The following is a 12,502-nucleotide window of genomic DNA, read 5'->3' on the forward strand; positions in this document are numbered from 1 at the left end:
TTCACCCATCAATCTGTGAATCGAAACGGAGGTACATAATGCAGAAAATCAATCTTCGGGACCTGTATCCTGATGTTTATAAAACCGATGTCTTTGTGGACGTGGCCGAAGAAGTGCTGGCTGCGATCCAAGGCCAACAGCAGGCCGATGCTGCTTACGAGCGCCGGAAATTCCGGCATAGGGCCCATTACTCTCTGAACCGGGGTGACGGCATTGAAAACGATGCCCTTGCCCGGCCTCTTACCCCGGAAGAAGTTCTGGAGCAGAAGCAGCTGCGGGAAGAACTGTATGCTGCGCTGATGCAGCTGCCTGCCATCCAGGCCCGGCGCATCTACGCCCGGTTCTACCTGGGCATGACTGTGGCCGAGATTGCCCGGATCGAGGGTGCTGACCGCCGCCGTGTGTGGGACAGCATCCGGCGCGGGCTGAAGAAGCTGGCGGAGCTGATAACCACAGACCGATAACCTGACTGCCGCATAGCGGCAAAAAAAATAAGCCGGTGGGGGATTTTCATTCCTCCATCGGCTTATTTGTCCTCTAAGTTTTCCTCTGGTTCAGCCCCGACTGTTTGCACCATCTCTTTTAGCTCATCCGCCAACGCACGGGTCGAGTTCAGCAACACTTTTCTGGCAGCCGGAGGACACGAAAGGTAGAGCTGCCGCATATCGTTGGCAGCTTGTTCATCTTCAGGTAAATCAAGATTCATCAGGGAATCCAAGGACAAATTCAAGACTTTACAAAAAGCACGCAGAACCTCAAAAGAAGGATTCTTTACCCCTCTTTCACAGCCTTGAACGTGTTTCAGGGAAACATGGCTCTGATCTGCAAGCTCCTGTTGCGTAAGATTTTTTTCTTTACGCGCTTTTTGTATCCTTCGTCCCAATTCTTTTAACAGTTCCATAGGCACTATCGTCTCCTTAATAATATTTTATCGTGCCCATTTTCTTACCGGAAGAACCTCATAGAAGGTGTGTTTGAGTACGATAGTGCATATTTTGTTTTGCTTGCTGGACACTTGCTCTTCACGAAACTCCCTGTGAAGCGGCAAGACCAAAAATATTTTCAAAAAATCGCATTACAGACAGGACAAATCCCCTGTTTTTGTCATGGTTGTCAAGAAGGAGTTTTTTCTTCTCCGTTCTTTGACAACCGAATACACGGCAGAACAGGTACATAACCCGCGTGTGAGCGAGTACAGGACGCCGCGAAGATGGAACAGCCAGGAGGTGATGGACAAGCTGTTTCGGAGCGATCAACGGCCCTGTACCCCGGATAGTGGCATATCCGGCGCGATGACCACGCGGGGGCTTAAAGATACTTCCTCACGGCCCGCCAAAGACTTGGGGGGAACCCTGCGGCGCACGTTACGAACGACGTTGCGGAGTTATGACAGCCGCGCCAGCGGAGACCTGTTCTGTCCCCAGCGTCAGGGATGCGTGGCAAATGTGGCGTACTAACAGAATAGCTTTCGTGGCGATTCCCTTTTCGGTGCATTGGTGCCGGAGCGGCGGTCACCATTCAAGATCAGATACCATGCGCTGGCAGCTTCGGTTGCCAGCGCATTCATGTGATTTTGAAAGCCACAACCACATCCTTGAAAGAAAGGGGGACCATTTATGGAAAAATTGATTTCTCGAAAAGAGGCGGCCAAAATCCTGGGTATCAGTATTGCGACTTTGGATGCAGCACGAAACAGCGGGCTGATTTCCTATGTTCAGTATGTGCAAAATGGTTGCGTGTACTTCACAGATGCTGGCCTTCAGGAGTATATCGCAAAATGCACCCATCGTGCGAAGCCGATGGAAAAATGCGCTACATACCGCAAGCCTCGAAGTTCCAGAGGGTGAATCATTCCGTATCCTTGCCGGAATCTGAAGTGTTTGATAAAACAAAGATACAGCGCTGGAGATTATTTTTAGGAGGTGACGGAATTGGCAAAAAGAAAAAGGGCAATTCCTCAATATGGTACAGTCGTGCTAAACGGCATTGAATATTATAGGACCCGGATCGAAGATTCAGATGGAAACAGAGTCGCGCTTTATGCAAAAACGCCGGAAAAGCTCTATGACAAGGAGTTGGAGGCGTTAGAGCAGATCGATAGCACTACATTTCGCCGAAGGTCCCCTACGGTTGCTGAATACTGTGAGAAGTGGTTGCTGATGCAGTCCGTCCATGTTCGGGCTACTACCTTGACAGATTATACCTCCAAGGTGCGGCGTCACATTATAGGCGGATTGGGAGAGAAACGGATGGCTGATGTAACGCTGGATGACATCCAGCTTGCCCTTGTACCTGTTTCCAAGAAGTCAGCTTCGGTCTATAAATCTGTGGTAATCCTCTGTAAGTCCATTTTCCGGGCGGCGAAGGAGAGCCATGTGATTGACGAGGACCCGACCATATACCTGGATACAAAGGGCGGAGTTCCCCAAGAAGAAAGACAGGCATTGACGGATGAACAGGTCAAGCGGCTTTTGGACACGATCCGAGATTTACCGCCTTATGTATTCGTGATGATTGGTTTATATGCCGGTCTGCGGAGGGAGGAAATCCTGGCGCTGCAATGGGATTCCGTGTACCTGGATGCGGAGACTCCGTATTTGACGGTACGACGGGCATGGCACACAGAGCACAACAGGCCAGTCATTCTCACAGAGCTAAAGACCGAAGCTGCACAGAGGAACATTCCTCTCCCGGTTTGTCTGGTAGAGTGTCTGAAAGAGGTAAAGAAAAAATCCACTTCGGATTATGTGGTTGCCAATAAGGACGGCGATCCGCTGTCCTATACGCAGTTTAAGAGACTGTGGCAGTATATTGTGACACGGACCGCAAAGCCGAGAATGACTAAAAAACTTGTTGACGGAAAGTATGTGAAATATATGCTTTACCCGAAACTCGGAGAAAAAGCCAGGAATAACGGCCATGTGGTATATAGTCTGGATTTTGATGTGACACCACACCAGCTGCGGCACACTTACATTACAAACTTAATTCATGCTTCGGTGGACCCCAAAACAGTTCAATATTTGGCGGGCCATGAAAGCAGCAAAATCACAATGGATATTTACGCAAAGGTCAAATACAACAGGCCGGATGATCTCGTCAAAACGATGGGCTGTGCCTTTGATTTATGGGACGCTGTATAAGCCCCAAACAAAACAGAAGATGAAGCAAGAGCGAGGCAAGGATGTCTCGCTCTTTGTTTTGCCTTGGCCGTATCTTTGATTCAATTTGAAATATCTGATAAAAAGGGGTGTAGATACATTACCACGCGAGAAAGGAAATTTATTATGGCAAAGAAGAAAAAGAACATACCTCAATATGGAACCGTCACACGAAAAGGTGTCCTGTATTACAGGACCCGGATTCTGGACGCGGACGGCAAGCAGGTGAGCTTATATGGGACCACTTGCGAAGAACTGTACGATAAGGAACAGGAAGCAAGACGCCAAGTGGCGGAGATCATCTTCCACCGGGAACATCCTACGGTTGCAGAATACTGTGAGAAGTGGTTGCTGATGCAATCCGCAAAAGTGTCAACGGCTACGCTGAAAGGCTACACTTCCAATATGAATAATTACATCATCAAACCTTTGGGCGATATGTACATGGAGGAGGTGACGGCGGATGATATTCGTCTGGCGCTGATTCCATTGTCCAACAAATCCGAGAGCCTGCACAATACTGTGAATATGCTACTTAAGTGCATCTTCTATTCGGCGGAGCGGAGTCAGTTGCTGGAATATAACCCGTGCGAAGGAATTTCGGCAAAAGGCGGAAAGCCGACGCAAAAGAAAGATGCGCTGACGGACCAACAGGTGGAAGTGCTACTGGAAACAATCAAAGGACTTCCACCCTATCTGTTTACCATGATTGGCCTGTATTCGGGCCTGCGTCGGGAAGAAGCTCTGGCGCTGCAATGGGATTGTGTGTTTCTTGATGCGCCTACCCCATATATCTCCGTGCGGCGCGCTTGGCGAGCGGTGCATAACAGGCCGGTTATCTCTACGACGCTCAAGACCAAGGCAGCAAGACGGGATATTCCCATTCCCAAATGTCTTGTAAATTGTCTACGGGAAGCCAAGGCTGTTTCTAAATCGGAATATGTGATTGCCGACAGTGAAGGGCAGCCTTTGTCGTATTCGCAGTTCAAACGGGTTTGGCAGTACATCGTTGTTCGATCTACCAAGGAGCGAACCTATTATAAGTATGTAAATGGACAAAGCATCAAGTACACAGTTCAGCCGAGCTTGGGAGGACATCAGAAAAACAATCCCAACATTGTGTATAGCCTGGACTTCGAGGTAACTCCCCACCTGTTGCGCCATACCTACATTACCAATCTCTTGTATGCAGGCGTTGACCCCAAGACGGTTCAGTACCTTGCCGGACATGAGAATAGCAAGACAACTATGGACATTTATGCAAGAGTGAAGTATAATAAGCCAGAACAGCTGTTTGATGTAGTAAATTCTGCATTTTCCTCAGCGGTTCCCTCTTAAAAGTGGCCTATTTCTTGGGTTAAGGAATAGGACAACCGATAAAACGAGAACGAAAAAAGCCCGGAATATCAAGGGAAATCGGCGCTTAGACGATTGAAATACGGTCTCAAAGCAGCCCGTCGTGCTCCGCAGTTCAGCAAGCGCTAATTTTCCCTACTTCTCAGTACGTCTCACGACGTCGATTTGCAGGAAAATTCAGTACTTTTGGAGCTGTGCGTGGTCCTCGAAAGTGTTCCGTTTTGCTTCGTAAGGAGCAAGCAAGGAGCACACAAGGAACAAGAATCGCAAGCGAAAACAAAAGCCTTATGAAGCAGGAGATCGTTCCGCAAGGAGCGTATCTCCTGCTTTTTTGTGCTGCACGGCTTCTCCTTCTTCCGTTTAAATTTTGTTGATTGCCTCCACCAGCGTTTCAATATCCAGGTGGGTGTAGACACGTTCGGTGAGCGTCATGGCACCGGAGTGTCCCACAATCTTCTTGATCATGGTTTGGTCTACATGGGCCTCTGTCAGCATGGAGATGCAGGTATGCCGGGTACAGTGTGGCGTCTGGTCATATCCAAGCTGCTCCATCAGGGGCGTGAAGTAACTGTCGTAGTAGTTCCTGTAATCAAAGTGCTTTTGATCCGGCGTGTGGAGCAGATATTCACACTGAGAACCTTCGTACCACGCTTTGTAGAATGGCAGTACCTTGTCAGCAATGGGAACTTTCCGCAGGCCGTTTTCGGTTTTGCTGGCGATCACATCAAAGTACTGTTCTTCCAGATGTACGTTTTCCTTCTTCAAGTCGAGGAACTCCGAGATGCGGCAGCCGTTGTAGATCAGCATCAGCACAATCTGATAGTACGGGTCCTCTGCAAGCTCCCATAGGCGGGCGATCTGCTCCTTTGTGAACTTGTTCCGGTCACGCTTGTTGGGGTTCTTATCCTTGTACCGGCTCAAATCCACAAACTCGGAATAATCCTTGTTGCAGATGTCATTTTTCATGGCGTAGGCATACAGCTGGTTGAACAGCCCCTTGAGTTTTTTCAGGGTGGGGTAATTCTTCCCGCAGGTGTCCACCACAAATTGAAGGTCCATCAGCCGAATATCTCGAAACACCTTGTTGTAAAGTGTTCCGCACACCCGATAGGACGCCTCATAGCCTTTTACGTTTGACTTGGAGATGGTGGGGAACTTCTCCTTTGACCAGCGTTCATAGACCTCCTGGAAGGTGGCTTTGGATGCCTTGATGTCAAAGGGATTGTTGTTGTACTCTGCCAGCATTTGCAGCCCCTCTGCTCTGGTTTCCGCATAGCCGATGGTGATTTGTTCCTGAACAGACTTTCCTGTTTCAGGGTTGACGTGCCACCCTACCGTTTTCCTCACTGCATAGGGCCTTCTTCGCTTTCCGGACATTTTCTTGACGCTTCCATATCCGTTGGGTAATCTCAAAAAATCTCAAACTTCCTTTCTCCCAGCGTTTGAATTAAATTTGATAAAGGGTAAGCAACACCCTCTGTTATTCCTGGTCGCCGTTTTCCTCGGCGGCCTTTTTCATTTTCTCCAGCATCTGCCGATCCAGTTCGTTGCGCCGCTGAATGCGCTCCAAATCGGTGAGGACTTCCACTTCCTTGTCCTGCAACTTGGCGTCTGCGTAGTAGGCCAGTTCCTTTTCAATCCAGCGGTCAAAGGATTCCTGATCGGTCCAATAGGTTTCCAGCTTTTCACGCTCGTCCCGGAACTCTTCCAAAATCAGACACAGGGAATCGTTCATCTCTGCCGACCGGTCATTTCCCTTGAATTTCAAGGAGCAGGACCATTCTTCGCTCTGGGGCGGGCGTTGGACGTCAATCTCGAAACGGATACCAGCCTTCTTGTTTAATTGGTAAAGAACCGCAATCACATCAGACAGGCTGTCCAGCTGGATTTCAGGTTTCTGGTAGCCAATCAGGTCTGCCGGAGATATGTTTAAGATTTTGGCGATGGCATTGATCATCGCTATGGATGGCTCAATTTCACCGCTTTCGTATTTTTGAACTGTGCGCATCGTCTTGTCCAGACGCTGTGCCAGCTCTGTTTGGCTCAAGTGAGCGGCCTTGCGGGCTGCCTTGATTCTCTCGCCAATTTCGGCTGGGTTGCTGTGCATTGTCATCACCTCGGTTGTATTGTAACACGAAGCCGTGCGAATTGCAAGGTCGTAATACGAATAATTTTTTCGTATTTAGTGTTGACAAGCTGTCGTGGATGGCTTATAATCAAAACACGAACTAATAATTCGCATATTGGCAATAAGGAGGCCATTCACATGGAGAAGAAAGTTTATGTCGAACTGCCGCCTTTCACTGGACGCAATGTCCCCATCACCGAGATTGCAGCCGCCATGCACAAGGATGCCCAGTATGTGCGCATTGGTTTGCAGCAGGGAATCCTGAAATTCGGCTATGCGATCAAGCTGGAAAACTCCAACGAGTACAACTACTACTGCCCCGACAGAAAGGTGTGGGAGGAAATTGGATACTTCCAACCGGAAACCGCATAAAAAAAGAGCCCTCATCCTGGCAGATGAGAACTCTTGGCGGACAGTACAAACGGCAGCTGCCGTGTGACTATCACTCAGCAAGGATATTATAACACGACAGCTGCCAAATTCAACAATTATTTAAGGAGGAACAGAATTTGACAGCTTTACCAGACAGCATCATACAAAATGGTCTGTTCTGCTGCTGGAAGTATGAGGAACGGAATGGGAGGAAAACGAAGGTGCCATACCAGCCGCAAACCGGTTTAGGAGCGAAAAGCAACGATCCTTCCAGCTTTGCACCTTATACAACAGCAGTACAGGCCAGCGGATATGATGGCATTGGAATTGGCATTTTCAACGGCATCTGTGCGATTGATCTGGACAACTGCGTTTCGGACAGCGGCTATTACACCCAGACCGCCGCAGAAATTGTGGCCTTAATGCACAGCTATACCGAGTACAGTCCCAGCGGCAAAGGTCTGCACATCCTCTTTTCGGCAAAAGGCTTTCAGTATGATACCAAGCGATTCTACATTATGAACCATCAGGCCGGAATCGAGGTTTATGTGGCGGGAGCAACCAACAAATATGTCACCGTGACCGGAAACCGCTGTGAGGACTATGAGTATGGTGACCGGACCCAGGAGCTGCAAGTGTTGCTGGACAAGTTCATGTGCAGGCCAGAGGTATGCGCAGAAAATGCAATAAATGCAAAAAACTCTGATTTAAGCATGGAGCAGCTTCTGCAACTGGCAAAAAGCAGTAAGAATGGGGCAGCGTTCACAGCCCTTTGGAACGGTTCGTTGGAGGGATATTCGTCCCCATCAGAGGCAGATCTGGCACTGTGCAGTCATCTCGCCTTTTGGACAGGACGGGATGCTGCCAAGATGGACACGATGTTCCGGCAGTCGGGATTGATGCGGGATAAATGGGACCGGCAGCAATCCGGCACAACGTATGGTGCAATCACCATTCAGAAGGCAATCGAGCATTGCCGGGAAATCTACACTCCAAAAGCGGAGCCGTCACCGGTTTTTCAACCTATTGTTCCGCTGACGCCACAGTGGAGTGATTTGCCTGCATTTCCGGTAGACGCTCTCCCGGATGTGATTCGAAATTATGTGAGTGCGGTGGCCGAACACAGTCAGACTGCCCCGGACATGGCAGCGGTGATCAGCCTGGGTGTGCTGGCTACCTGCTTACAAGGGAAATACAAGATAGAGGGAACGCCGGGATACTGTGAGCCTTTGAGCTTGTACACAGTGGTGATCGCCGCACCGGGGGAGCGAAAGTCCAGCGTCATGCGGGATATGACCACATTCCTTTATGAATATGAGCAGGAATATAACAAGGCGCACAGCATGGAAATACGGGAAAACCATTCGCAGCGGGAATCTATGGAGCGCCAGATCTCCGGTCTGCAAAAGAAGCTGGAGCGCAAGGAAAGCCGGGAAATGGAGTTGGAGCTGCGGCAACTTCAGGAACAGCTGGAAGAAATTCCAGAACTAAAGCCGGTTCGCTTTTTTGCCGACGATTGTTCCAGTGAAGCTCTGACCAGCTTGATGGCAGCTAACAATGGGGTATTCTCGGTGATCTCCACCGAGGGCGGCATCTTTGACATCATGGCAGGTCGGTATTCCAACAAATCCAACATTGATGTCTGGCTGAAAGGTCATTGTGGAGATGCCATTTATGTGGATCGAATGACCCGTGAAGCAGAGTGCATCATGCACCCGGCACTGTCGGCTATCCTCTCTATTCAGCCCAGTGTGCTGGATGAAATCATGTCCAATACCACCATGACCGGACGGGGCTTAATTGCCCGCTTCCTGTATGCGTCCCCACCATCCAGAATTGGCAGCCGGGTCTTTCGTACCCAGCCGATTCCGCCCGAAATAACCGCCGCTTATCGCAGCTTGATTTTTTGCCTGATGGCTCTGCCGATTGCTGGAGATGCCCAGACGGTACACCTTTCCGAAAAAGCCTTTGACCTGATGGCCGATTACTTTCAGGAACATGAGAAGTTTCTGGTTGGCGAGGGACAGGCAATTTCCGATTGGGCAAGCAAATATATCGGTGCCGTGCTCCGGATTGCGGGATTGTTGCACTGTGCTGATATGGAAGATGACAAAACAGAAGTGACAGCTTCTACGATGAGCAGGGCGATTCAGATCGGCAAATATTTTCTGGCTCATTCCACCTACGCCTATTCCATGATGGGCACTGACTTAACCATCCAGAAAGCCAAATTTGTCTTGGCAAAGCTGAAAAAGAAGAACGTATCGGTGATCAAGCGTTCTGAGCTTTTTCAGATGTGTCGGGGAAAGTTCTTCAAGAAAACGGAGGAGATTTTTCCGACACTGGAACTGTTGGAGGGACATGGATACATCCAGTTGGAAGAACCGGAACGCCAGTCGGTGGGCAGACCAGCCGATGTGAAAATCATTGTGAACCCCGCCGCATGAAACCGGAATTCTCTGCATTTATTGCATTTCCTGCACAGAGTTGCACTCTGGTATCGAACTACCGTCCCCATCGAAAAAAACTCAGATTTGGAGATGGATGGTTCGGGAGAATCCGGTGGATTTTCCCGAACCGTGGGCGGCAGGATTGCTTACAAGAGCAAGGATGCCGACAACACCTGACTTGCCGTGTGGATAGCACACACAAGCCAGGGAGGCTCCCGCAGGAGCCGCATCACCCTCGGAGAGCCCACGATACTTTGCAGCCGCAGGATGAAAGTATCATAGTGGGTTATTACACTTCCGCAGGAAGTGCGCCCCGGCCCGCAGGCCGTACAAACGTGAAAGGAGCTCTATGGCGAGAAACGACGGGATTGACCGTACCAATGCAAGAAACGTAAACTTGACTGCCGCCAAAATCGGAAATGCCCAGCGGCACAACGAACGAGAAAAAGAATCCTATACCAACCCAGATATTATACCGGAACGTACATCTCAGAACATCCATTTTAAGAAGCCCACCGCCGGATATGCAGAGATGTTTGCACAGATGGAAAAAGACGGTGTAATCTCCACCCGTGGCCTGAAATCAGACGCCAACCTTTACGGGGAATTGATTTTTGATGTAAACTCCGCCTACTTCTATAACCATGGCGGATATGAGTTTGCCAAGCGATTTTATGAGGACGCTTACAGGGCTGCCATAGAGATCGTTGGCGGCGAACAGTATATTCTCTCTGCTGTTATGCACGCCGATGAGCGCAACCGGGCTATGTCCGAAGCACTGGGGCAGGATGTGTTCCACTATCATCTCCATGTGGTCTATGTCCCAGTTGTGGAGAAGCAGATCCTCTGGTCCAAGAGGTGCAAAGACAAATCACTTGTGGGAACCGTCAAGGAAACCATTATGCAGGTGAGCAGCAGCAAAAAATGGTTGTCCAAACCGGCATTGGACGAACAGGGAGCGCCTATTCACCAGAAGAATGGCAAGCCGGTGCTGCGGAAGTCTTACAGCGTTCTTCAGGACGATTTCTTCCGGGCTATGCGAAATGCCGGATATGCGGATGTGGAGCGTGGAGAACGGGGCAGCTCCGAGGAGCATTTGACCGTGACACAGTTCAAGGTGGAACGGGAACAGGAGCGATTGGAACAACTCACAGCACAAACACAGCAGAAAGAGCAGCAGGCAGCTTCTCTGGAAAAGAAGATTGAGAATATTCAAAAACAGCAGATTGCCGTTCAGAAAGTGGAGCAAATAGAACCCCATGCAGTTCCATTTTCCTCAAAAGTCATGCTGGATCGTTCTGAATATGAAAATCTGGCAGCTGCGGCAAAGAAGTTCTATGTCCAAGAGCGCAAGGAATGCAAACTGCAAAAAGCTTTGGATGCAGCGTTGAAAATGATAAGTGAGTTGAAGGCAAAGGTCGCTGCGCTGACCGCAGAGCTGGCAGAGTACAAGTCTATTCGTGGTCAGCTTCACACAGCGGACTTGGAGAGGGAAAATAGTGAGCTTCGTGGTAAACTCCGCAAATATGAAGATGTAATTTCTCGGAATAATTTGTGGTCGTATTTTTCACGGCATAGAAGAAACGAGATTGATAGAGAAGAGTCGCGATGATTAACAAGCAGGAGGTCAGATTTTCACCTGATCTCCTGTTTGTTAATTGAAACGGTGAAATATGGAGAGAAGAATACACAAAAACTTTGCATAATGGTTAGAATACAAGGCATACTAAGGAAATTTATTGAAGAAGAAGTAAATGTATGTTACAATGATAAAAATACCAATTTAGTAGCAGCGGAAAGAGGCGTACACTGAATGGCAACAACATCCCTTTATGTAGAATTGATTATTATAGGCCTAGAAACTATGATGTGGATAACATCCTTTTCCGTTTATTTTACAGACATTCAATATATATTTGTAATCGAAAAGATCATCGAAACCTTACCAGCATCTGTTTTTCTACTTGGCGTTATGTATATTTTAGGACTGATTTTTGATCGAATCGCAGATTTGATTTTTCAAAAAACAGAGAATCAAATTCGGGTAAAATCAGGTCTGAAGGCCCAAAGCAGTATTTTGGTTTGGACGGAAAGCAAACAGGAGGAATATTTTAAATTCGCAAGGTCAAAAATCAGAATTTTAAGATCTTCTGCGATAAACATTCCATTGTTTGTAATATCCATTATAATCAATATTGTTAAATACTATCCATCCAAATACTTATTCCTAATCTTTGTGGTAGTTACAGGATGCATTTTATCTTATTTTTCATGGATTTGCTATAAACAAGCTATTACGAATTTTTATAATAAGGCAAGAATATTAGAAAAAGATATCAATAAGCGTGATGGAAAAGGAAGGGTGAATTCTAATGATGCCAAATGAGATACGAAATTTTGTAAAGGAGAAACTTTTCGTTGTTTCCGATCAGAATATAGGTGAAAAAATTTTATCAGGTGGCAGATCCGGATCTGATGTTTATGCTATTAAAGTAATGAGCAATAGACCGCGACTTAGCGGCAACTATATCGTCAAGATCTGTCCTCCTACGCTGCAGCAGGGGGAAAGCGAGGCGGAAAAGGCCCGGCAGTTCCACGACTATTCCCCGAATTTTTCCAAACGCTTAGTAAAATATATAGATAAAAAGCATATTGACGGGAAAGATGTAATTATTTATGGGCAGGCAAATGAGAGTCAACTGCATTCCACGTCTTTTTCTAAGCTGGACGCGAAGCACCTTGCACGATACACACGTTGTGTTTCACGGGAACTTCTGAGTGTTTTGAACCAAGATGCTTTGACTGGAGGAACGGTGGAAGACTTTTTTGAAAGTCTATTGAATAAGCAGTTGGGAAAGAATAGTCGCTTTACCCCACGGATGGAAGAATTGCTGGATCGTCCCGATGCTCAGTGTGTCGCCCTCGAGGGAGCTATTTACCCAAATCCGTTGTACTTTATAACTAATATTGAGTGCTGGAGTGGCAATCTGCTTAATTTACATTTCCGTAAAGGTGCCGTCCATGGAGATCTACAC

Annotated in this window: 12 protein-coding genes; 9 read left to right on the forward strand and 3 right to left on the reverse strand. The window is 48.0% G+C overall.

The window, feature by feature from the left end:
* Positions 1 to 38 precede the first annotated feature (38 nt).
* Complete coding sequence (locus tag H7U37_RS13030) at positions 39 to 464, forward strand: RNA polymerase sigma factor (protein WP_204876340.1); 426 nt, start codon at positions 39 to 41, stop codon at positions 462 to 464.
* A gap of 62 nt (positions 465 to 526) precedes the next feature.
* Here H7U37_RS13030 and H7U37_RS13035 read toward each other — a convergent pair whose 3' ends face one another.
* Positions 527 to 901, reverse strand: a complete 375-nt coding sequence (locus H7U37_RS13035) for a helix-turn-helix domain-containing protein (RefSeq protein WP_087385222.1) — start codon at positions 899 to 901, stop codon at positions 527 to 529.
* A 715-nt stretch (positions 902 to 1,616) separates the two neighbouring features.
* Here H7U37_RS13035 and H7U37_RS13040 point away from each other — a divergent pair.
* The 3 genes from H7U37_RS13040 to H7U37_RS13050 all read left to right on the forward strand — a co-directional run bounded on the left by H7U37_RS13040 (position 1,617) and on the right by H7U37_RS13050 (position 4,499).
* Positions 1,617 to 1,847 carry a MerR family transcriptional regulator gene (locus H7U37_RS13040; protein WP_087385226.1) on the forward strand — a complete coding sequence of 77 codons (231 nt, stop codon included), beginning with the start codon at positions 1,617 to 1,619 and terminating at the stop codon, positions 1,845 to 1,847.
* A gap of 84 nt (positions 1,848 to 1,931) precedes the next feature.
* Positions 1,932 to 3,143: a tyrosine-type recombinase/integrase gene (locus H7U37_RS13045; protein ID WP_204876341.1), complete on the forward strand. Its 1,212-nt coding sequence runs from the start codon at positions 1,932 to 1,934 to the stop codon at positions 3,141 to 3,143.
* Between the two features lie 144 nt (positions 3,144 to 3,287).
* Entirely contained in the window at positions 3,288 to 4,499 is a 1,212-nt protein-coding gene (locus H7U37_RS13050) for a tyrosine-type recombinase/integrase (protein ID WP_087385230.1), read from the forward strand.
* Positions 4,500 to 4,877: 378 nt separating this feature from the next.
* Here H7U37_RS13050 and H7U37_RS13055 read toward each other — a convergent pair whose 3' ends face one another.
* Positions 4,878 to 5,864, reverse strand: a complete 987-nt coding sequence (locus tag H7U37_RS13055) for a tyrosine-type recombinase/integrase (RefSeq protein WP_338049834.1) — start codon at positions 5,862 to 5,864, stop codon at positions 4,878 to 4,880.
* Positions 5,865 to 5,997: 133 nt separating this feature from the next.
* Positions 5,998 to 6,624, reverse strand: a complete 627-nt coding sequence (locus H7U37_RS13060; protein WP_204876343.1) for a helix-turn-helix domain-containing protein — start codon at positions 6,622 to 6,624, stop codon at positions 5,998 to 6,000.
* 159 nt (positions 6,625 to 6,783) lie between these two features.
* Here H7U37_RS13060 and H7U37_RS13065 point away from each other — a divergent pair, with 159 nt between their 5' ends.
* From H7U37_RS13065 to H7U37_RS13085, 5 genes are all read left to right on the forward strand, one after another.
* The gene (locus tag H7U37_RS13065; protein WP_033121804.1) at positions 6,784 to 7,017 is read left to right on the forward strand and encodes a hypothetical protein; all 234 of its coding nucleotides are present in this window, start codon (positions 6,784 to 6,786) and stop codon (positions 7,015 to 7,017) included.
* Between the two features lie 137 nt (positions 7,018 to 7,154).
* Positions 7,155 to 9,464 carry a phage NrS-1 polymerase family protein gene (locus tag H7U37_RS13070; protein WP_204876346.1) on the forward strand — a complete coding sequence of 770 codons (2,310 nt, stop codon included), beginning with the start codon at positions 7,155 to 7,157 and terminating at the stop codon, positions 9,462 to 9,464.
* Positions 9,465 to 9,816: 352 nt separating this feature from the next.
* Entirely contained in the window at positions 9,817 to 11,079 is a 1,263-nt protein-coding gene (locus H7U37_RS13075; protein ID WP_204876347.1) for a plasmid recombination protein, read from the forward strand.
* Between the two features lie 201 nt (positions 11,080 to 11,280).
* A complete protein-coding gene (locus H7U37_RS13080; protein WP_204876348.1) occupies positions 11,281 to 11,853 on the forward strand; it encodes a hypothetical protein in 573 nt (190 codons plus the stop codon).
* Positions 11,843 to 12,502: hypothetical protein (locus H7U37_RS13085; protein WP_204876349.1), on the forward strand; the 660-nt coding region annotated here is incomplete at its 3' end. The genes H7U37_RS13080 and H7U37_RS13085, both read left to right, overlap by 11 nt.

The sequence above is a fragment of the Pseudoflavonifractor phocaeensis genome (assembly GCF_016901735.1).
In the GTDB taxonomy this organism is placed as follows: domain Bacteria; phylum Bacillota; class Clostridia; order Oscillospirales; family Oscillospiraceae; genus Pseudoflavonifractor_A.

Excerpts from the sequence above, each read along its gene's own strand:
- H7U37_RS13065 (WP_033121804.1), top strand. The coding sequence starts at position 6,784 with ATGGAGAAGAAAGTTTATGTCGAACTGCCGCCTTTCACTGGACGCAAT.
- H7U37_RS13040 (WP_087385226.1), top strand. The coding sequence starts at position 1,617 with ATGGAAAAATTGATTTCTCGAAAAGAGGCGGCCAAAATCCTGGGTATC.
- H7U37_RS13035 (WP_087385222.1), bottom strand. The coding sequence starts at position 901 with ATGGAACTGTTAAAAGAATTGGGACGAAGGATACAAAAAGCGCGTAAA.
- H7U37_RS13050 (WP_087385230.1), top strand. The coding sequence starts at position 3,288 with ATGGCAAAGAAGAAAAAGAACATACCTCAATATGGAACCGTCACACGA.
- H7U37_RS13060 (WP_204876343.1), bottom strand. The coding sequence starts at position 6,624 with ATGCACAGCAACCCAGCCGAAATTGGCGAGAGAATCAAGGCAGCCCGC.
- H7U37_RS13080 (WP_204876348.1), top strand. The coding sequence starts at position 11,281 with ATGGCAACAACATCCCTTTATGTAGAATTGATTATTATAGGCCTAGAA.
- H7U37_RS13030 (WP_204876340.1), top strand. The coding sequence starts at position 39 with ATGCAGAAAATCAATCTTCGGGACCTGTATCCTGATGTTTATAAAACC.
- H7U37_RS13075 (WP_204876347.1), top strand. The coding sequence starts at position 9,817 with ATGGCGAGAAACGACGGGATTGACCGTACCAATGCAAGAAACGTAAAC.